Source organism: Candidatus Palauibacter sp. (genome assembly GCF_965237495.1).
GTDB lineage: Bacteria > Gemmatimonadota > Gemmatimonadetes > Palauibacterales > Palauibacteraceae > Palauibacter.
Genome location: NZ_OZ250143.1, coordinates 2,658,780 through 2,678,850 on the forward strand (window position 1 = coordinate 2,658,780; position 20,071 = coordinate 2,678,850).

Below are 20,071 nucleotides of genomic sequence, written 5' to 3' on the forward strand. Positions count from 1 at the left end.
TCCTGCCTGCTAACGGCCCCTTAGTGACCCTCGCCCTCGACGACCCGTCGGTACGCGGCCGGATCCCACGCGGGCGAATCATCGGCGTCCGCGACCCGGCGCCCCAGATGGAAGATGAGGCGCGTGATGCGCGCTGTCTTGTCATAGAGAATACGGTCCGCTTCGTCGTTGGGTCCGTGGTAGTCCTCGTGCGTACCCGTGAAGAAGAAGAGGATGGGCACGCCCTTCCTCGCGAAATTGTAATGGTCCGAGCGGAAGTAGAAGTTCTCGTCCGGCCACGGGTCGTCGATTATATCGAGGCCCAGTTCCGGGTGCTCGCGCAGCGTCTCCTCGAGGGCGGTCCCGAGCGTCGACTCGTCGCGGCCGATGGCGACGACGGTGTCCTGCCAGTTCCGCCCGATCATGTCGATGTTCAGGTTGGCGATGGTCGCCCCGAGGGGGAACAGCGGGTTCTCGGCGTACCAGCCGGAGCCGAGCAGGCCGCGCTCCTCGCCGCTCACGGTCATGAATACGAGCGACCGGCGGGGCGGCGTTTCGAGCGACGCGAACGCCTCGGCCAGTTCGACGATCGCCGCCGTGCCCGACGCGTCGTCGTCGGCCCCGTTGTAGATCGAGTCGCCGCCGACCGGCCGACCCACGCCCACATGGTCCATGTGGGCGGTGAAGACGACGAACTCGCCGCGGAGATCGGGGTCGGAGCCCTCGATCCAGCCGATCGTGTTGAAGGCCCGCTCCTCGCGGAACTCCGACTGGGTGCGGAGGGTGACCTCGTACGCGTTCGTGCCGCGACCGGCGGCGAGGGCCGTGCGCAGCTCCTCGGGCAGGGCGCCGGCCCGGACCAGCGCGATGGGGGCACCCAGTTCCTCGGGCGCGCCGACCGAGAGTCGCTCCCGGCCATAGAAGCGGCGGATGCCGGCGAAGTAGTCGTCGGGCCCGTCGATCGCGAGCAGCACGCCGATCACGCCGCCCTCCAGGAGTCCGCGGATCGATTCGAGCGCTCCGCGCGTGCCCTCCGGCCTCACGCGTACCAGCGCGATGGCGCCGGTCGGCGGGGCCGCCCGCCCGGGCGTCGAGATGACGAGCGGGCCGGCGGCCTGGCCGCGCCCGCCCGGGACCGCGATGTAGTCGGTTGTGGCGATGGCGCCGCCACCGGGACCGTCGATCGCGAGCATCTGCCGCCCCGGCGTTCCGGCCCGGGAGGCCGTGAGCGGATATTCCTGCAGGTACGAGTCGCCGGCCGCCGGACGGAGCCCGAACTCCTCGAACCGGCGTGCGATGTGGCGCGCAGCCTTGTCCAGTTCTGGACTCGGCGTCGCCCGGCCGCGCATGGAGTCGTGCGCCAGCGCGCCGATGCGGAGGCGCAGGTCGGTGGCGGTGATCGTCCCGGCGGCCGCGGCCACCGCGCTGTCCGCCTGCGCCGATGCCTCCGCGATGGGCGCCGCGATCGCCAGGACGGCTACGGCCAGAACCCGTCTCGTCGTACTCCTTCGACGCTGCATTCCATGCCTCTTGCGAAGGGTTGTCCGTCTTGAAGCCTTCGGCGGTGGAGCCATCGGCGGCGTGTGGCGGGCCGCCGCCACGGGCTGCTAGTCTTTCCCGATGACCGAAGTCACCGCAACCGCTACGTCCGCCCTCGAAGCTTCCCGCCAGCGGCTCGACCTCGCGAGCCCGAGGGAGATCGTCGGCCTGTCGCACCTCGAACTCGTGGCGCGCCACATCGTCGAGGGATTTCTCATCGGGCTCCACGATTCGCCGAAGCGCGGCTTTTCCGCCGAGTTCGCCGAGGATCGCCCGTACAGTCGCGGCGACGACCTGCGCTATCTCGACTGGAAGGCGTACGCGAGGACCGATCGCCTGTACATCAAGCAGTTCGAGGAGGAGACGAACCTCCGCGCCTACCTCCTCGTCGATGTGAGCCGGTCGATGGCCTGGGTCTCCGACCCGGAACGCTTTCCGACGAAGCTCGATTACGCGCGGCTCCTCGCGGCCTCGCTGTCGCTGCTGCTCATCCAGCAGAGCGACGCAACGGGGCTGCTCGCCTTCGACGAGGAGATGCGGGCGCATGTGGCGCCGCGCACCACGCGCCGTCACTGGCGCAGGCTCGTGACCGAACTCACGCACCTCACGGCCGACGGGAGGACCGACGCCGGGACGGCGCTCAAGGAACTGGCGGGCCGGCTCCAGCGGCGGGGTCTCGTGATCCTGATCTCCGACCTCCTCGTCGATCCGGAAACGACCCGGATGTCGCTCCGCTACCTGAGGCATCGGGGCCACGAAGTCATCCTCTTCCACATCATGGATCCGGGGGAACGCGAACTTCCCGCCGAGGGGGAGGCGATCTTCTTCGATCCCGAGACCGGGGAGGAACTGGGGGCCAACTCCGCCGCGCTCCGCAGACAGTATCGAGAGGCGGTGCAGGCGGCCATCGACGACTGGCGCAAGGAAGCCCTGCGCTGGGGCGCCGACTACGCGCTGCTCACCACGGACACGCCGCTCGGTCTGGCGCTGCGGCAGTTCCTGCGCAAGCGATCGCGGCTCGGGTGACGGCTGACGGCGGCGGCGCGTGAGCTTTCTCCACGTGTGGGCGATCGCGCTCGGGCTGAGCGCCATCGTGCCCCTCATCCTCCATCTCCGGCGGCGCGAGACCGACCGGCGCGTGGCGTTCCCGGCGCTCCGCTACCTGAGCCGCGCCGAGGACGCCCGCTCGAGGTCTCTCGTGGCCTCGGACCTCCTGTTGCTCGCGGTGCGGGTCGGGCTCCTCATCGCGCTCGCGTTCGCCGCGGCCGGTCCGCTCATCGGACGCGGGGGCGCCCGCGACCACGAACCCACCGATCTGGCGCTCATCGTGGACAATTCCGCCAGCGTCGGCCGGCTGGACGGAGACCGCCTCCTGTTCGAGTCGCTCGTCGAGCACGCGGGGACGGCGCTCGCCGCGGCCCGCCCCGAGGACCGCATCTGGCTCTTCCCCACCGTCGGGGAGCCGCTCGCTGCGGGCGTCGGCGCGGCCCGTGCCGCGGCGGCCCTCGCGCAGATCGAACCGACGGACGGCGCGGCCGACCTCGCCGAGGTCGTGGCGCGGGCCGCCGCCGCGCTCCCCGCGGACGGCGATCGCCGGCGCGAAGTCCAGCTTCTCTCGGACCTCCAGGCGTCGGCGCTGCGCACCTCCCCGCCGGCGCGCGGTGACGCCACCCCGCTCGTGGCCTACGCGCCGCGCCCGCCGGCCGAACCGAACGGCGCGCTCGTCGGCGTCGAACTGACGGGCGGCACGACGGCTCCATCGGGAATCGGACACGGGGTCGTCGTGCGGAGTGCCCGCGCCGGGGGCGGAGTGGAGGAGGCGGCGGATTCGCTCAAGGGCGGCGAAGCGGACATCCGGCTCGAACTCGACGGAAGGCTCATCGGGGCGGCCCGGGCGCCGTGGGGCACGAGCGCCGTCCTGGGGCTTCCCGAACTCGGGGTCGGGCTCCACGAAGGGCGGCTGGAAGTGAGCCCGGCCGGGGCGCGCGCCGACGATCTCCGCTACTTCACGATCCGCGTCGTGCCGCCCCCGGCGGTTCGTCTCCACGGCGACGAGACGAGCTTCGCCGGGCTCGGGATCGCGACGCTCCGCGAGGCCGGCCGCCTGGGTTCCGGAGCGGAAGGGGCGGTGGCGGTCGTGGACGGCGACGCGGCGCGCGGCGCCCCCTGGGCCGGGGCCTCGACCGTCGTGTTCGTCCCGCCGGGGGATCCGGTCGACCTCGCGGCATTCAACCAGGGGCTGGCCGCGCTCGGGATCGGTTGGCAGGCGCGCATCGACCCGGCATCGGGAGACCTCGCCCTCGAGGAACCGCGGGCGGCGTTCTCGCTCTCCGGCGTTCGCGTTCGACAGCGATACCTGTTCCGTCCGGTGGGAGGCGGGTCGCCCGCCGACACGGCGCTGATCCGGACGGAGGACGGCGAACCCTGGCTCGTCCGCACCGAATCGGGCGACCGCGTGGCCCTGATCCTCGCGTCGCCGCTGACCGCGGCGGCGAGCGATCTCCCGGCCCACCCGGCCATGATCCCGTTCCTCGAGGCGGTGCTGGTGCACTGGTCGCACCTCGCCACATGGCCGTTCTCCGATTTCGGCGCCGGAGAGCCGCTGTCGCTCCCGGAGTGGGCGAGCGAGGTGGAGTCGCCGGATGGGTCCGTGCGGGGCGTGGAAGGCGGATCGCCCTTCACGCCGGTGAGGGCCGGCGTATACACCGTCCGCGGCAACGGAGGCGATCCCGGACCGGCCGAGACCCAGTTCGCGGCGAACGTGCCGGAGGCCGAGGCCGACCCCACACCGATCGCGCGGGAGGATCTGGAAGCACTGTTCGTCGGCCGCCCGGTATTCACCGCAGGTCCGGAGGCGGCGGCCTGGGAGGAGGGTGTCTTCCGCGCGCGGCGAGGCCGCGACATCGCGCCCTGGCTCATCGCGCTCGCGCTCGTTCTGATCGGGCTCGAGCTGTTCCTGGCGACGCCGGGCCGGTCGCGCCGCCCGAGACCGGCCCGCGAGAGGAGCGAGGCGACATCGGGCGCTTCGAGCTGATTCGAACGTCTTTCAGTCAGCTCGCGCGAGCCGCCGGAATCCCCGGCGCGCTCTCGCGAAGTGGTACCTGTGCGTCCATCCGCCACCTGCCGGGCGCGGCGCCGGCCGCGCTCGCCCTGGCGCTCGAAGACCTCGCGGTGGGCGCGCCGGTCGTCCTCGTGGCCGACACCCCCGAAAGAGCCGACGCGCTCCACGACGACCTGAGTACCCTCGGCGCCACGGGCGTCCGCTGCTACCCGCAGCGCGAGACGCTCCCGTACGAGGACGAGGACCCGCACGTCGAGATCGCGGCGCAGCGTGTCGATGCGCTGGGCGCCCTGCTGGCCGGGCGCTGCCGAATCCTCGTGACGACGGCCCGGGCGCTCGCTGAACGCGCCCCCATCCCGATCGGCGCCGGGGCCACGCTGGCCCTGACGATCGCGAACGGGGACACGCACCCGCTGGCCGTGCTTGGCGACCGGCTCGATGAGATGGGATTCACCCGCACCTCCGCCGTGAGCGAGGTCGGCGACTACGCCGTCCGCGGCGGGATCGTCGACCTGTTTCCCTTCGGCCATCCGGCGCCGCTCCGGCTCGAACTCTGGGGCGACGAGGTCGCATCACTGCGCCGCTTCGACGCGCTCACTCAGCGCTCGACGGAGACGCTGGAAGTCGTGGAGGTGCTGCCGATCGCCCTGCGCGCGCCGGATGCGGCGGGCGACGTGGAGCGCCGTGCGCTGATCGAAACGCTGCCGCCGACCGCCGCGGCGCTCGTCCTCGACCCTCGCGCCGGCGTCAGGACCCGCGCGCGCCTGTGGGAAGAAGTCCGGGACGCGCGGCGCAAGGCGGGTTCCCGGGCCGAGCCCGTCGAGTGGCTCGTCGTCCCGCCTGCCGAGGCGGAAGCGCGTCTGGCCGGACTCCGCCGCCTCGCGTTCGTGGACGGAGACGAAGGCGACGCGGCGCCGAGGGAGCCGGGGGAGTCGGGGGAGCCCGCAGAGCCCGCAGAGGCCGGCGTCATCCGGCTCCCCGTGGAGCCCCCGCCCGCCATCGACCGCGACATGAAGCGCCTCGTGGCCGAGATCGGGACGGCCCGCGCGCGCGGCGAACGGATCCTCATCCTGTGCGACAACGACGGCCAGATCGAGCGGCTCGAGGAGATCCTCGAGGAACGCGGCGGGGCGGCGCTGCGACGCGACGCGACCCTCGCGGTGGGTTCGCTCAGCGGCGGGTTCAGGGTGGGCATCCCCGGCACGCTGCTCGTGCTCACGGACCACGAGGTGTTCCGCCGGAGGTATCGCCGACACCGCGTCCGCATGCGCGGCGCCGCCACGATCGAATCGATCGCGTCCGTCGAGCCGGGCGACTACGTGGTCCACATGGACCACGGAATCGGCCGTTACGTGGGCATGGATCGGGTCGAAATCCAGGGGGAGACGATCGAGACGCTGGAGATCCGGTACGCCGATGGGGAGGTCCTTCGCCTGCCCCACTACCGGCTCGACCTCATCGAACGATGGAGCGCCGCCGGCTCGAACGCCCGTCCACCGGCGGTCCACAAGCTGGGGCGCCGGAAGTGGAAGCAACTGAAGAAGCGGACGGTCGCGGCGATCGAGGCCTCCACCGTCGAACTCCTGCAGTTGTACGCCCGGCGGCAGATGGCCCCGGGCCGCGCCTTCCCGCCCGAGACGGCGTGGCAGCGAGAGATGGAGTCCGCCTTCCTGTACGAGGAGACGCCGGACCAGCTGAGCGCCTGGGAAGCCGTGCGAAACGACCTCGAGGCACCCGTCCCGATGGACCGTCTCGTGTGCGGCGATGTCGGGTTCGGGAAGACGGAGGTCGCGATCCGCGCCGCGTTCAAGGTCGTGCAGGAGAGCGCGCAGGTGGCCGTCCTCGCGCCCACGACGATCCTCGCCGACCAGCATCTCGGCACCTTCCGCGAGCGTCTGGCCGGTTTCCCCGTCCACATCGAGGCGTTGTCGCGCTTCCGCACGCCGAAGGAGCAGCGCGAGGTCGTCTCGGGCCTCCGCGACGGGACGATCGACATCGTCATCGGCACCCACCGGCTCCTGTCCCGGGACGTCCGCTTCAAGGATCTGGGGCTCCTCATGGTGGACGAGGAGCAGCGCTTCGGCGTCCGCCAGAAGGAGCGGCTCAAGGAGTATCGCGAATCGGTCGATGTGCTCACGCTCACGGCGACCCCGATCCCGCGCACCCTCCACCTCGCGCTCGGCGGTCTGCGCGACCTCTCGACGATCCGCACGGCGCCCCGCAACCGCATGCCGATCATCACCCACGTGTTGTCGTGGGAGGACGGGATTCTCGAGGAGGCGCTGCGGCGGGAGTTCGATCGCGGGGGGCAGGTCTTCTTCGTCCACGACCGGGTGGAGACGATCGAGGCGCTCGCGAGGCGGGTCCGGAAGCTGATGCCGGAGGCCCGGGCCGAGATCGCGCACGGCCAGATGCCGGAACGCGAACTCGAGGACGTGATGCACCGCTTCGTCCGGGCCGAGGTCGACCTCCTCATCTGCACGTCGATCATCGAGAACGGTCTCGACGTGCCCTCCGCGAACACGATGGTCGTGCACGGGGCGCACAACTTCGGTCTCGCGCAGCTCTACCAGCTGCGGGGACGGGTCGGTCGCTCGCACCGCCGCGCCTACTGCTATCTCGTCGTGCCGGAGAACGTCGCCCCGGAGGCGGCCCAGAGGCTGCGCATCCTCGAACATCACACCGAACTCGGGTCCGGCTACCAGGTGGCGCTCAGGGACCTCGAGCTGCGGGGCGCCGGGAACCTCCTGGGCGGAGAACAGAGCGGCTTCGCGACGGCGGTCGGGATCGAGACGTACCAGCGGCTCGTCGAGAGCACCCTCCGGAGGCTGAAGGGCGAGGTGGACGCCGCCGGGCCGAGCGTGCGGGTCTCCGTGGACGGCGAGTCGTTCCTGCCCGACGCCTACGTCTCCGGATCGCAGCTGAAGATGCATCTCTATCGGCGGCTTGCGCGTCTCACGAAGTGGGAGGAGGTGAAGGAATTGCGGGCGGAACTCGAGGACCGCTTCGGACGGCTGCCGGCGCCGGCGGAACGACTGCTGGGCGCGGCCGAACTCCGCATCCTGGGCGCGATGGTCGAGGCGGCGTGGATCCGGGTCTCGGGCGACGACGCGCGGATCTCGTTCGAAGCGAGCGCGGCACCGAGGCTGGGTCTGCTCACGAACGCACTCGGAGACCGCCAGCTGGACGTTGAAGTGCGGCGGCTTGAGCCGTTATCCTTGGTCCTGCGACGGGCGGGGACCGAACCCCTCCTGCCGACGTTGGTGGAAGCCCTGGGGATCCTCGCGACCCCGGGTCGATCGGAGGCGGAGGGCGAGAACGCGCCCGTGACCGCGGGAGGAGTCCGCAGGTGATCGAGATTCGTGGTGGAGGGAAGGCCGGGTGGGGTGTGGTCCCGCGGCGCGTGACGAAGCGCCGGTTCTTTCGGACCTGCCTGCTGCCCGTCGCAATCGTCACGGCCGCCGCGCCGGCCGCCGGACTCCAGGAGGAGGCCGAGGCTCCGGCGCCGGACACGACCGTGTCCATGGCGTTCCCCGAGGGCGTGGTGGAACTGGACCGCATCATTGCCGTGGTCGGCGACACGGCGATCCTCATGTCCGACCTCCGGGTCACGCTCTACCAGCTCCGGGCCGGGGGCGCAGGCATCCCGGCCGAGGGGTCGCCGGAGTGGACCCAGTTCGCGGGCGAGGTGCTCACCGCGATGGTCGATGACCTGATCTTCCTGCAGCAGGCGAAGATCGCGGGGGTCACGGCCGGCGAGGACCGCGTGGAGGAGATGGCAGACCAGTACTTCGAGCAGACCCGGTCCAGGTTCTCGTCCGATGAGGAGATGATGCTCGCGGTGGAGGAGACGGGCATGAACATGCTCCAGTACCGCAACATGATCCGCGCCCGGTCGGAGGCCGAGGCGGTGCGGCAGACGTATCGCGTCCAACTCGAGGAACGCTCCGACCTGCCGCCGGTCATCGTCTCGGAGGAGGAGATCGTGGCGGCGTTCGACGAGTTCGCCCAGAGCCAGCCTCCCCGCCCCGCGCTCGTCTCCTTCAACCGGCTCGTCGTCACGCCGTCCCCCAGCGGCGAGGCGCGCGACAGCGCCATCGCCCGCACGTTCGTGATCCAGAACGAGTTGGCGAACGCCGAGGAGTTCTCGGTCATCGCCCGCCGCCATTCCGACGACGACGACACGCGGGAGCAGGGTGGCGAACTGGGCTGGATGAGCCGCGACCTGCTCGTGAAACCGTTCGGCGATGCGGCCTGGGGAGCGCGGCCCGGCGCGACGGTCGGACCCGTGCAGACCCAGTTCGGCTTCCACTTCATCAAGATCGAGCGCCAGCGCGGGAGCGAGCGTTTCCTGCGACACGTCCTCCTTCGCCCCGAGATCAAGCCGGAAGACCTCGAGGAAGCCCGGACGCTCGCGACCCAGATCGGCGACAGCCTGCGGGCCGACGTCGACCCTGAACGGGTCGCGGCGTGGTTCCGGGGACAGGTGGCCGACGAAGCCATCCGCTTCGACGAAGTGCCCCTCACCAATCTCCTGACCCAGTTCTCGGACACGGGCGACTCCGGCATCGGAAATCCGGTGCCGGGGACAGTATACGGGCCGCTCCCGCTGGAGCGCGGCGGCCCCACGGAGTTCGGTGTCGTGCATGTCCTCTCCTTCCGGCCCGAGGGTCCGGTCGAACTCGACGATGTGCGCGACGCGATCCGTCAGAGTCTGCGGACCCGCAAGCAGATCGAGATCCTTCTCGAAGAGGTACGCTCGAACACCTACATAGATGTAAGATTCGGATCGTGAGACGCTGATCCGGTTGCGGTCGCGGGGAGTGGGAGGGCGATGAACAGGCCGCGCGTCGGGATAACGCTGGGAGACCCGCGCGGGATCGGGCCGGAGGTGACCGCGGCGGCGCTCGCCTCGGTCGACGGCGTCGCGGACGGGGTCGAGGCCGTGCTCGTCGGCCCCCGGGGACTCGGCGAGATCGAGCGCCGGCTGGGGCACCTCGCCCGGGAGACGGTGGGCGACTGGGATCCGGCGGGGGGCGAGAAGCTCGCGGGCGAGTTGTCGGGGCGAGCCATCGAGCGGGCGGTCGAACTGGCGCGGGCCGGGGAGGTGGACGGGATCGTCACCGCGCCGATCAGCAAGGCCGCGTTGCGGGCGGCCGGCTACCCATACCCCGGGCACACCGAGTTCCTGCAGACGCTCGCTGGCGTGGACGAGGTCACGATGATGATGGCCGCGGAGCGGACCCCGCTCGGTGGCCCGCTGCGACTCGCCCTCCTGACGGCCCACCTGCCGCTGCGGGAGGTCCCGTCGACCCTCGACGTCAGGCTCGTCACCCGGAGGACCTCGATCGCGATCGAGGCGCTGCGCACCTGGTGGGGCATCGGGCGGCCCCGCGTCGCCTTCGCCGGGCTCAACCCGCACGCGGGCGAAGGCGGGCTCTTCGGCACGGAGGAGATCGAGGTGTTCGGGCCGGCGCTCGAGCGCCTCGGGGCCGACCCCGACCTGGAACTCCTCGGCGTCTTCCCCGGAGATACGGTCTTCCTGAAGGCGCTCGGCGGGGAGGCGGACCTGATCGTGACCCCCTATCACGACGTCGGTCTCGCGGTGCTGAAGACGATCGCCATGAACGAAGGGGTCAACGTGACGGCCGGACTCCCCTTCCCGCGCACCTCCCCGGACCACGGCACGGCCATGGACATCGCCGGGCGCGGGAGGGCCGATCCGGGCGCCATGCGGGCGGCGATCGACCTCTGTGCGCGCTTCTGCGCCGCCCGCGTCGCCGCATCATGATCCGGTTCCGGGATGTCTCGAAGGTGTACCCGCGGGGTGCCGCGGTGAGCGGGGTCTCGTTTCGCCTCCGGCGAGGGGAGTTCGCCTTCCTTACCGGGCCATCGGGGGCGGGCAAGTCGACGATCCTCAAGCTCATCCATTTCCAGACGCTCCCGACCGAAGGCGAAGTCCAGGTCTCACGCTACAACTCGAGGCGGATTCGGCGGCGGGACGTGCCCGCGCTGCGGCGACGCGTGGGGTTCGTGTTTCAGGACTTCAAGTTGCTGGAACGACTGACTGCCGCGGAGAACGTGGCGTTCGCGCTCGAAGTGATCCGGACGCCGCGGCGCGAGATCGACGGCCGGGTCCAGCGTCTCCTGAGCCACGTCGGGCTCGCCTCCCGGGCGCGGGCGCTGCCTTCGGAGCTGTCCGGCGGGGAACGCCAGCGGGTCGCGGTGGCGCGGGCGCTGGCCACGGAGCCGCTGATCCTCCTCGCCGACGAACCGACCGGCAACCTCGACCCGCGCGCGGCGCACGGGGTGTTCGAGCTGTTCCGGACGGTGAACGGGATCGGTACGGCGGTCCTCATGGCCACCCATGACGCCGATTTCGTGCGGAATCACCCCGCGATCCGCGTGCTCGAACTCGAAGGGGGCCGGCTCGTCCGGGACTCGGCCGCCGACCTCGCGGCCTCGGGCGGTACGGGCGTAACGGACGCCTCCACCGCGGGCGGCGCCGCGTGAGGCCGCTGCGAGAGGCGCTGGCCAGCTATCGGCGCCACCCGCTGCTGTGCGGGCTGTCGATCGGCGCCGTCGGGCTCAGTCTCGTGATCCTCGGCATGTTCGGTCTCGTCGCCTACAACATGGGCGTGGCGATCGGCGACGTGGAACGGCGGGTGGAGGTCGTCGGCTACCTGCTCGACGACGCGAGCCCGGAGCAGATCCGGGTCGCGAGGCGGGAGCTGGTCGCGCTTCCCGCGGTGGAAGAAGTGCGCTACGTGTCGAAGGACGAAGCGCTCGCCAACGCGCGGCGCGATCTCGTGGAGTTCTCGAACGTGTACGGAGACCTCCGCGTGAACCCGCTTCCCGCCTCCCTGCACCTGAGGCTCCGGGAGGGCTTCCGCACGCCGGAAGCGGTGTCGGAGATCGCCGGGGACCTCGAGGCGTATCCGTTCATCGAGGAGGCGCGCTTCGGCGAGGAGTGGGTCGAGCGCCTGTTCGCGCTGCGCCGGCTCGCGGCCGGCACCGCCGCCCTGGTGGGCGGCGGGTTCGCCCTCGTCGCCGTGCTTCTGGTCGGGACGGCGGTGCGCACGGCGATCCTCGCGCGCGGCGAAGAGATCGAGGTCATGCAGATCGTCGGCGCCCGGGAGGGCTACATCCAGCGCCCGTTCCTGCTCGAAGGCGCGATCACGGGGCTGACGGGCGGCCTGATCGCGCTCGGCGTCACCAGGCTCGCGTACACGCTCGTCCGGACGCGGTTCGACGGGTTGGGGTCGCTCGCCTGGCTGCCGGAGCGCTGGGTCATCGCGGGCGTACTGGCGGCCTCCATCCTCGGGCTGCTCGCCGCCGTCCACTCCGTGCACCGCGAGGTGGGACGCGCCTATGGCCCCTGGTAGCCGGACCCGGGCGGCGATCCTGGGGGGTGTCGCGATCCTGGCGTCGGGCGCCGCCGGGCCGGCCTCGGCGCAGGACCCGACGGGCATCCGCCGTCAGCTCGACGAGAGCCAGAGCCGCCTGGAACTCATCCGCGGGGAGCGCGAGCGGCTGCGGCGGGAACTCGAGGGGATCGCCGGTCGGGTGAGCGGCGATTCGGCGGAACTCGTGAACGTCGAGCGGCAGATCGACGCCTCCGCCAGCCTGCTGGCCGAATTCGATGTCCAGCTGGGCGCGCTGACGGAGCAGGTCACGGCCATGACGCGCGACGTGCTGCTGACCCGTGACGAACTCACGGCGCGTCGGGTCGTTCTCCACGAGCGGCTTCGCGACATCTACAAGCGGGGCCCCCTCCAGACGGTCCATGTGCTCCTCACGTCGCGGTCGTTCTCGGATCTGCTCAACCGGTACAAGTACCTGCACGCGATCGCCCTCTTCGACCGCCTGCTCGTGGAGGAAGTCGAGGGTCTGGAGCGCCGGCTCGCCGGGCAGCGGGAGGCGCTGGGTCGCGAGACCGAGCGCATCGCGCGCGTGCGGGCCGAGAAGCTCGTCGAACACGACGAACTCGAGCGGCTCGAGCGACAGCGGCAGGAACGGCTGCGCGTGTTCTCCGATCAGCGCGCCGAGGCCCGGTCCGAGTTGGCGCGGCTCGCGTCCGAGGAAGGGCAGCTGCGGGCCCTGATCGGGGGCCTTGAGGAGCGGCGCCGCGCGGCCGAGCGCGAGGCCGGCGCCGCGACGGTATCTTCGCTCACCACGTCGGACCTCGGCCGCCTTGCGTGGCCGGTGGAGGGCCGGATCCTCTGGCGCTTCGGACCCCAGCGGGAGGGTGGCACGACGATCCCGCGCGAGGGAATCGGGATCGGCGCGGAGCGTGGGACCCCGGTGAGCGCGGTGGATCGGGGCATCGTCGCATCCGTGGTCGCGCGGGCCTCCGGGCAGACCGTGATCGTCGACCACGGGGGCGGGTTCTACTCCTCCTATCAGAAACTGCGGGATGTGATCGTCGACGAGAGGCAGCGGATCGAGGCCGGCCAGGTCATCGGACAGGTGGGGGGAGACGCGACGAATCCTCACATCGAGTTCCAGATCTACGAGCCGGGCGCGACGGGGCCGCGTGCCGTGGATCCGGTACGCTGGCTGAGGGAGCGGCCGTGAGCGCGGCAGGCCGCGAAGCCGACGCCGGCCTCGCGGAGCCGTGGGGCCAGGAAGCACTGCTGCGGAGCCTCGGGGGGACGATCGCGGGGGGGCGGCTCCCGCAGTCGCTGCTGCTCCACGGACCGGAAGGCGTCGGCAAACGGGCGCTGGCCCTGTGGATCGCGCGCGCGCTCCAGTGCGACGGCTCGGGGAGCGACGCGCAGCGAGACGCGGCCGGAGATGCGCCCTGTGGCGCCTGCCGAAGCTGCCGCATGGCGGCCCGTCTCGAGCACCCGGACATCCACGTCCATTTCCCCATGCCGCGGCCGAAGGCGACCGCCTCGCGGGCGAAACTCCGGGAGGCGATCGAGGCCCAACGGCACGAACGGCTGGCGCTCCTGCGCGAGGACCTGCACGCGCGGCTGGACCCGGAGGCGGTGACGGGACTCTACGTCGCGGCCGTGGAGAACATCCGCGAGCAGGCCTCGCGGCGCCCCTCGATGTCCCGGAAGTCCGTGTTCGTGGTCGAGGAGGCGGACCGCATGGTGCCGCAGAGCGCGAGCCCGGAGGCCGCGAACGCGTTCCTCAAGCTGCTCGAGGAACCCCCGGCGTTCGCCTGGATCGTGCTCACGAGCAGCCGCCCCGACGCGCTCCTCCCGACGATCCGGTCCCGCAGCGTGCCGCTCCGCGTCGCACCTCTGCCGACGGATCGGGTGGCAGCGTACCTGACCGAGCGACTCGGCGCGCCACCGGACGGCGCCCTCGCCGTGGCCCGGCGCGCCGACGGCGCCGTGTACCGGGGCCGGCGCCTGCTCGACGAAGGCGCGCGGGAGTCCGAGACGGCCGCCGATGAACTGCTGGCGGCGGCGCTCGACGGGACGCCCGGGGCGCGATATCGGGCGGCGATCCGCTACACGGCACGGGGCGCGCGGGGCGCGTTGCAGCCCGCCCTCGAGGATCTGCGCGTGCGTTTGCGGGACCTCCTCTGCGTCGCGGCCGAGGCCGCCGGAGAGGCGTTCGATGCCCATGGCGTGGAGAGGCTCACGAGGGGACGCGGCGTGACGGATCTGGCGGTCCTCGACGCCCTTGCGTCCGTCGATGCAGCGCTGGAAGGGGTCGGCCGCAACATGAACCCGCAGGCCACGATCGCCCTTCTGCTCGAGGAGATGAGCACCGCGTTCGCGGGCCAGCGGCCGGGAACCCCATCATTGGAGCCGACCGGGACTCCGAAGCGGGAGGCAGCTTCGTGGATCGATTGACACATCTGGACGCGGACGGACGGGTGCGCATGGTCGACGTCGGGGAGAAGCCGTTGACGCGCCGGGTGGCGGTCGCCGAGGGCAGGATCCGGATGCGGCGCGCGACGCTCGACGCGATCCGCGGGGGGGAGATCGAGAAGGGGGAGGCGCTCGCCGTCGCCCGCATCGCGGCGATCCAGGGGGCCAAGGCCGCGTCGACGCTCGTCCCGCTCTGCCATCCGATCCCGCTCGATGCGGTGGACATCGAGATCGAGGCCGTCGAGTCGCTGCCGGGCTACCGCCTCAGCGTGCGGGCAGCGGCTGAATGGCGGACCGGGGTCGAGATGGAGGCGCTGGCCGGCGTCGCGGCCGGTCTGCTCGCGCTGTACGACATGTGCAAGGCGATCGACCGCGGCATGTCGCTGGGCCCGATCCGGCTGCTCGAGAAGCGCGGCGGCCGCTCGGGCACATGGGCGGCCGAGCCGGAGTGAGGCGATGGCCCCGGTGAGTCGGCGAGAGGCGCTGCTCGAACGGATCGAGTCCGGCACGGCCCGCGTGGGCGTGCTCGGGCTCGGGTACGTCGGCCTCCCGGTCGTCACGGCCTTCGCCGAGGCGGGTTTCAGGACGCTCGGCTTCGACATCGACGAGCGCGTCGTGCGCCGGGTGCGACGCGGCGAGTCGCACGTCGGGGACGTCGCCCCGGCGACCGTGGCCGCCGTCGTGGGCGCGGGCCTGCTCGACGCGACGAGCGACTTCGGCCGCCTCGGCGAGGTGGACGCGGTCATCATCTGCGTCCCGACCCCGCTCGGGAAGACCGGGGACCCCGACGTCTCCCACATCCTCGACGCGCTCTCGCAGATCGTCGCCTGCCTCCGGGCCGGGCAGCTCATCATCCTCGAGTCGACCACGTACCCGGGGACGACCCGCGAGCTTCTGCAGCCGGAACTCGAGCGCGGCGGGCTCCGGGCCGGAGAGGATTTCTTCCTCGCCTTCAGTCCCGAGCGCGTGGACCCCGGCAACGCGAACTACACCTTCACCAACACCGCCAAGGTCGTGGGCGGGCTGACGGAGACCTGCGGGGAGCTCGCGGTGGCACTCTACGGACGGGTCATCGAGCAGGTCGTGCGCGTCGCTTCGCCGGAGGCCGCCGAACTGACCAAGCTGCTGGAGAACACCTTCCGCGCGGTGAACATCGGTCTGGTGAACGAGATGGCCGTCATCGCGGACCGCCTCGGTATCGACATCTGGGAGGTCGTCGAAGCGGCGGCGACCAAGCCGTACGGGTTCATGCGCTTCACGCCCGGTCCCGGCCTCGGCGGCCACTGCCTCCCCGTCGACCCGCACTATCTCGCGTGGAAGATGCGCACGCTGCAGTACCGGACGCGCTTCATCGAACTCGCGGCGGAGGTCAACGCGGAGATGCCGCGCTACGTCGTGGACCGCATCGCCGAGGCGCTGAACCGGCGCCGTCTCCCGGTCAACGGCAGCCGCGTCCTGCTGCTCGGCGTCGCCTACAAGCCGGATGTCGGCGACGTTCGCGAGAGTCCGGCACTCGACATCATCGAACTCCTGCGTCGCCGCGGCGCCGAGGTCGGCTACCACGACCCCTTCGTCCCGCGCCTCGCGCTGGAGGGGGGAGACCTCGAGTCACAGCCGCTCGACGAAGCGCGGGTCGAAGCCGCCGACGCGGTCGTCGTGGTGACGGACCACCGGGAGGTGGATTACGACCTCGTGCTGGAGAAGGCGACCCTCGTGATCGATACGCGGAACGGCCTGCGGGGCCGGACGGGGGGCGGGGCCTTCTATCCCCTCGCCGGACCGCCGCGGAGCGGGTCAGCGCCGAATCTCGAGCCGGTCTCCGGGGCGGATGAGGCTGGACGAGAGCCGGTTCCACTCGATGATCTGCCGCGTCGATACCGAGTATCGGCGGGCGATCAGCCATAGCGAGTCGCCCTCCCGGACAACGACCGTCATCGGTCCGGAGGGCCCGTCGGCGCCGGGGATCACCAGCCGCTGACCGATCTGCAGGCGCCGCGGGTTCACGTTGCCGTTCGCGGCCCTGAGCGCCGCCACCGACACGCCGTACTGCTGCCCGATCACATCCAGCGTCTGGCCTCGCTGCACGGTGACCGCCCGGGTCCCGTCGGCGTTGGTCCGGACCGCGGGGCGCGGGGCCGCGGGCGCCGGGCTCGGCGCGCTCGCGGTCCGGCTGGCGGACGTCCCCCCGGCCCTGGGGATCACGAGTTGCTGGCCGATCTGCAGGCGCCGCGGGTTGATGTTGCCGTTCGCGGCCTGGAGCGCCGCCACCGACACGCCGTACTGCTGTCCGATCCAGCCCAGCGTGTGGCCGTTCTGCACGGTGTGGAAGGTCCACGTCACCCGCTCATCGGCGGGGACCGCGGCATAGCGAACCGCGAACCGCGCCGCGCCCCCGACCGGAACCCGGATCTCCACCTCCCGGTGCGGCGGGGTCACGCTGCGCGGGAACTGCGGGTTGAGGAGGTCGATCGTCTCCTCGTCCGTCCCCGCGACCTCCGCGAGCACATCGAAGCTCGTCGCATCCGGTACCCGCACCGTCTCGTACTCCGGAAGCATCTCCCATTCCGGGTACTTCAACCCGTAGCGCTCCGGATCGTGTCCGATCATTGCGGCCGCGATGATCTTGGGCACGTAGTCACGCGTCTCCCGGCGCAGCAGGCGACGTTCGGAGAGATCCCAGAAGGTCCCGTCCGGCACCGTTCGAAGTCCTCGGCGAACGCGATTCGGTCCCCCGTTGTAGGCGGCCGCCGCCAGATACCACGAACCGAATTCCTCGTACAGGTCCTTGAGGTGGGCCACCGCCGCGTCGGTGGCTTTCTCGGGATCGCGCCGCTCGTCGAGCCAGTATGAGATCTCGAGACCGTAGCGCCGTCCCGTACCCGAGATGAACTGCCACAGGCCGACCGCGTGCGCCCGGCTGTAGGCGTTCGGGTTCATGCCGCTCTCGATGACCGAGAGATAGATCAGGTCCTGCGGCAGGCCCGCCTCGCGCAGCTTCCGCCGGATCATGGGCTCGTAGCGGGTCTTGCGCGCGAGGTAGACCTGGAAACGCTCCTGAAGCTGGCTCTGGAAGTAATGGATCCAGGACTGGACGCGCTCGTTCATCTCGAGCCGGAAGACGCGCGGATCCTCTCCGTCGTGGACCAGCCCCATCGGATCGCCGCCGAGCGTCTCTCGAAGCGCCCGGTCGATCTCCTCGGGGCTCGGCCCGTCGAACGCCTCGCCGACCGGCTCCGGCACGCGGGGATCCTCCGGCATCAGGGCGTCGTCCGGCAGCGGCGCCTCCTCCGGCTCCCCCCCGGCGTCGGAGGGCGGGACCGGGGCCGTCTCGGGCGGACTCTCGGCGGGAATCTCGACCGCGGCCGGTCCGGATGCGGGCGGCTCGGGCGAGGGATCTGTACCGACGACGCGCTGGACGAGGGCACAGCCGGAAAGGAAGAAGGCCCCGAGCGCCGCCAGCGCCGCGAGCGGCGGACCCGGCCCGAACAGGCGTGTATGCGATCGTTCAGCGAAAGACGGCTCGGTCATTCGCGGCACCTCCCCCCTTCTGCAACCGATACCCCACACTCCACTCGCCGCTCCATCACCGCGTCGCGCCGGGCCCCGGAGGGGTCGGCGCACATGGATGGTACCGAACCACATGGAGGCTGTCGAGAATGGGGGCTGTCGAGACGTCAGCGCCCGGGGTCAGACGTGGTAGTTGGGGGACTCGCGCGTGATCACCACATCGTGCGGATGGGACTCGCGCAGGCCGCCGGAGGTGATGCGGAGGAAGCGGGCCTCGCGCCGCAGTTCGTCGATCGTGGCGGCGCCGCAGTAACCCATCCCGCTCCGGAGTCCTCCGACGAGCTGGAACACGGTGTCCGCCACCGGCCCCTTGTAGGGGACGCGGCCCTCGATCCCCTCCGGCACCAGCTTCTGGACGGCCGAACGCTCCTGGAAGTAGCGGTCCGCCGACCCCGCCTTCATGGCCGCGAGCGAACCCATCCCGCGGATGATCTTGAACCGGCGGCCCTCGAGGAGGAAGGTCTCGCCCGGGCTCTCGTCCGTGCCGGCGAACATGGAGCCCAGCATGCATGTCTCGGCACCCGCGGCGATCGCCTTGACGAGGTCGCCGGAGTACTTGATCCCGCCATCCCCGACCACGGGCACGCGGCCCTCCACGCCGGCCACGCTGTCTTCGATCGCGGTGATCTGCGGCACCCCGACCCCCGTCACGACGCGCGTCGTGCAGATGGAACCCGGGCCCACGCCCACCTTGACCGCGTTCACCCCCCGCGCGACCAGCGCCGCCGCCCCCTCGCGCGTGGCCACGTTGCCCGCGATGAGGTCGATGTCCGGGAGCGCCTCCCGCACCCGGGCCACGGCCTCGAGCACGCCCTCGGAGTGTCCGTGCGCCGTGTCCACGACGATGACGTCCGCACCCGCCCCGGCGAGTTCGCGCGCCCGATCGAGCTCCGCCGGGCTCGCACCCACCGCCGCCCCCACGCGCAGGCGCCCGTGGTCGTCCTTGGTCGCGTTCGGAAACCGCCGGCGCTTGAAGATGTCCTTGACCGTGATCAGCCCCGCCAGCCGTCCGTCCTCCCCCACCACCGGGAGCTTCTCGATCTTGTGACGGCGGAGCAGTTCCTCAGCTTCCTCGAGAGAGGTTCCGACGGGGGCCGTGATCAGGTTCTCGCTCGTCATCGCCTCCCGCACCGGCCGCGAGAGATCGCTCTCGAACACGAGGTCCCGGTTCGTGAGGATGCCGAGGAGCGCGCCGCCTTCGTCCACGATCGGAACGCCGCTGATCGAGAACTCGCGCATGCGGTGTCGCGCCTCCCCGAGCGTGGCCTCGGGTCCGAGCGTGATCGGGTCCAGGATCATCCCGCTCTCGGATCGCTTGACGCGGTCGACCTGCTGGGCCTGGGCCTCGATCGACATGTTCTTGTGGATGATCCCGAGGCCGCCCTCGCGGGCGACCGCGATGGCCATCCGGGACTCCGTGACCGTGTCCATGGCCGCGGACAGCAGCGGGATCTGGAGGCGGATCCGTTCGGTGAGACGGGTCGAGACATCGATGTCCGCCGGATGCACCAGCGCGTGCGCGGGAGCGAGCAATACGTCGTCGAAGGTGAGCGCTTCGCGGACCGGGATGGCTGTTCGAGGTTCCATGCGACATCGTAGGCGCCGCCCGGGATCGCGTCAACGAACGCGGCGGCGTTCGGCCGCCGGACCGTTCGGGCTAATCGACGACGATCTCGCGCGTCTCGGGCGGCGGGCGATCGTCCTTCGGGGGCGGCTCCGGGGTGCCGGCCTCGAGTTCGGCCAGGAACCCGCGCCCCGCTTCACGAAACGACTCGATCACGCGGTCGGCGGCACCGAGAACCTTCATCGTCCCCTTCACGGCCGTCGTCGAGGCTTTCGTGCGCCGTAACCCTCGATGCACGGACTCGGCGAAATGCTGGAAGGGATCCGCGCCCGGGGCCGGCCGCGAGGCGTACTTCGACGACAGGTAGTCGACGAAATCGGCGACCTCGTACTGCTGCTCCTCGGGAAGCGCCTGTAGCTTCCTCCAGATCTTCTTCCTGAGGATCTCGTTCATGCCCTCTTCGGCCATGTTTTCTTCCGCCATCGCGCTCTTCCGCGCTCCCTTCCGCCGGTGCCGCCGGCGTCGTCC

The 20,071-nt window shown here is 71.3% G+C and carries 15 protein-coding genes; 11 read left to right on the forward strand and 4 right to left on the reverse strand.

Features of this window, described 5'->3' with window-relative positions; genetic code table 11:
• Positions 1–20 precede the first annotated feature (20 nt).
• Positions 21–1,499: a M28 family peptidase gene (locus ACPXY0_RS11680; protein WP_423924724.1), complete on the reverse strand. Its 1,479-nt coding sequence runs from the start codon at positions 1,497–1,499 to the stop codon at positions 21–23.
• A gap of 100 nt (positions 1,500–1,599) precedes the next feature.
• Here ACPXY0_RS11680 and ACPXY0_RS11685 point away from each other — a divergent pair, with 100 nt between their 5' ends.
• The 11 genes from ACPXY0_RS11685 (at position 1,600) to ACPXY0_RS11735 (ending at position 16,317) form a co-directional block, all read left to right on the forward strand.
• On the forward strand, positions 1,600–2,544 hold the full coding sequence (locus tag ACPXY0_RS11685) for a DUF58 domain-containing protein (protein WP_423924726.1): 945 nt from the start codon (positions 1,600–1,602) through the stop codon (positions 2,542–2,544).
• A gap of 19 nt (positions 2,545–2,563) precedes the next feature.
• Positions 2,564–4,552, forward strand: coding sequence for a BatA domain-containing protein (locus tag ACPXY0_RS11690; protein WP_423924728.1), 1,989 nt, complete (start codon positions 2,564–2,566; stop codon positions 4,550–4,552).
• Between the two features lie 137 nt (positions 4,553–4,689).
• Positions 4,690–7,932, forward strand: a complete 3,243-nt coding sequence (mfd, locus tag ACPXY0_RS11695) for a transcription-repair coupling factor (protein WP_423924730.1) — start codon at positions 4,690–4,692, stop codon at positions 7,930–7,932.
• Entirely contained in the window at positions 7,929–9,374 is a 1,446-nt protein-coding gene (locus tag ACPXY0_RS11700; protein WP_423924732.1) for a foldase protein PrsA, read from the forward strand. The genes mfd and ACPXY0_RS11700 overlap by 4 nt, the downstream gene beginning before the upstream one ends.
• 39 nt (positions 9,375–9,413) lie before the next feature.
• Complete coding sequence (locus ACPXY0_RS11705; protein ID WP_423924734.1) at positions 9,414–10,370, forward strand: PdxA family dehydrogenase; 957 nt, start codon at positions 9,414–9,416, stop codon at positions 10,368–10,370.
• Positions 10,367–11,092: a cell division ATP-binding protein FtsE gene (locus ACPXY0_RS11710; RefSeq protein ID WP_423924736.1), complete on the forward strand. Its 726-nt coding sequence runs from the start codon at positions 10,367–10,369 to the stop codon at positions 11,090–11,092. The genes ACPXY0_RS11705 and ACPXY0_RS11710 overlap by 4 nt, the downstream gene beginning before the upstream one ends.
• Positions 11,089–11,964 carry a cell division protein FtsX gene (locus ACPXY0_RS11715; protein WP_423924738.1) on the forward strand — a complete coding sequence of 292 codons (876 nt, stop codon included), beginning with the start codon at positions 11,089–11,091 and terminating at the stop codon, positions 11,962–11,964. The genes ACPXY0_RS11710 and ACPXY0_RS11715 overlap by 4 nt, the downstream gene beginning before the upstream one ends.
• Positions 11,951–13,156, forward strand: coding sequence for a murein hydrolase activator EnvC family protein (locus tag ACPXY0_RS11720; RefSeq protein WP_423924740.1), 1,206 nt, complete (start codon positions 11,951–11,953; stop codon positions 13,154–13,156). The genes ACPXY0_RS11715 and ACPXY0_RS11720 overlap by 14 nt, the downstream gene beginning before the upstream one ends.
• Positions 13,153–14,394: an ATP-binding protein gene (locus tag ACPXY0_RS11725; protein WP_423924742.1), complete on the forward strand. Its 1,242-nt coding sequence runs from the start codon at positions 13,153–13,155 to the stop codon at positions 14,392–14,394. The genes ACPXY0_RS11720 and ACPXY0_RS11725 overlap by 4 nt, the downstream gene beginning before the upstream one ends.
• The gene (gene moaC, locus ACPXY0_RS11730) at positions 14,382–14,864 is read left to right on the forward strand and encodes a cyclic pyranopterin monophosphate synthase MoaC (RefSeq protein WP_419936443.1); all 483 of its coding nucleotides are present in this window, start codon (positions 14,382–14,384) and stop codon (positions 14,862–14,864) included. The genes ACPXY0_RS11725 and moaC overlap by 13 nt, the downstream gene beginning before the upstream one ends.
• 4 nt (positions 14,865–14,868) lie before the next feature.
• The gene (locus tag ACPXY0_RS11735) at positions 14,869–16,317 is read left to right on the forward strand and encodes a nucleotide sugar dehydrogenase (RefSeq protein ID WP_423924744.1); all 1,449 of its coding nucleotides are present in this window, start codon (positions 14,869–14,871) and stop codon (positions 16,315–16,317) included.
• Here the strand turns inward: ACPXY0_RS11735 and ACPXY0_RS11740 are convergent.
• The 3 genes from ACPXY0_RS11740 to ACPXY0_RS11750 form a co-directional block, all read right to left on the reverse strand.
• Positions 16,207–17,940 carry a LysM peptidoglycan-binding domain-containing protein gene (locus ACPXY0_RS11740; RefSeq protein WP_423924746.1) on the reverse strand — a complete coding sequence of 578 codons (1,734 nt, stop codon included), beginning with the start codon at positions 17,938–17,940 and terminating at the stop codon, positions 16,207–16,209. The two genes, ACPXY0_RS11735 and ACPXY0_RS11740, sit on opposite strands and share 111 nt — an antisense overlap.
• 159 nt (positions 17,941–18,099) lie before the next feature.
• Entirely contained in the window at positions 18,100–19,566 is a 1,467-nt protein-coding gene (guaB, locus tag ACPXY0_RS11745; protein WP_423924748.1) for an IMP dehydrogenase, read from the reverse strand.
• A 70-nt stretch (positions 19,567–19,636) separates the two neighbouring features.
• On the reverse strand, positions 19,637–20,026 hold the full coding sequence (locus ACPXY0_RS11750; protein WP_423924750.1) for a hypothetical protein: 390 nt from the start codon (positions 20,024–20,026) through the stop codon (positions 19,637–19,639).
• Positions 20,027–20,071 lie beyond the last annotated feature (45 nt).

Excerpts from the sequence above, each read along its gene's own strand:
- ACPXY0_RS11680 (WP_423924724.1), bottom strand. The coding sequence starts at position 1,499 with ATGCAGCGTCGAAGGAGTACGACGAGACGGGTTCTGGCCGTAGCCGTC.
- ACPXY0_RS11685 (WP_423924726.1), top strand. The coding sequence starts at position 1,600 with ATGACCGAAGTCACCGCAACCGCTACGTCCGCCCTCGAAGCTTCCCGC.
- ACPXY0_RS11705 (WP_423924734.1), top strand. The coding sequence starts at position 9,414 with ATGAACAGGCCGCGCGTCGGGATAACGCTGGGAGACCCGCGCGGGATC.
- ACPXY0_RS11710 (WP_423924736.1), top strand. The coding sequence starts at position 10,367 with ATGATCCGGTTCCGGGATGTCTCGAAGGTGTACCCGCGGGGTGCCGCG.
- ACPXY0_RS11720 (WP_423924740.1), top strand. The coding sequence starts at position 11,951 with ATGGCCCCTGGTAGCCGGACCCGGGCGGCGATCCTGGGGGGTGTCGCG.
- ACPXY0_RS11735 (WP_423924744.1), top strand. The coding sequence starts at position 14,869 with ATGGCCCCGGTGAGTCGGCGAGAGGCGCTGCTCGAACGGATCGAGTCC.
- ACPXY0_RS11740 (WP_423924746.1), bottom strand. The coding sequence starts at position 17,940 with ATGACCGAGCCGTCTTTCGCTGAACGATCGCATACACGCCTGTTCGGG.
- guaB (WP_423924748.1), bottom strand. The coding sequence starts at position 19,566 with ATGGAACCTCGAACAGCCATCCCGGTCCGCGAAGCGCTCACCTTCGAC.
- ACPXY0_RS11750 (WP_423924750.1), bottom strand. The coding sequence starts at position 20,026 with ATGGCGGAAGAAAACATGGCCGAAGAGGGCATGAACGAGATCCTCAGG.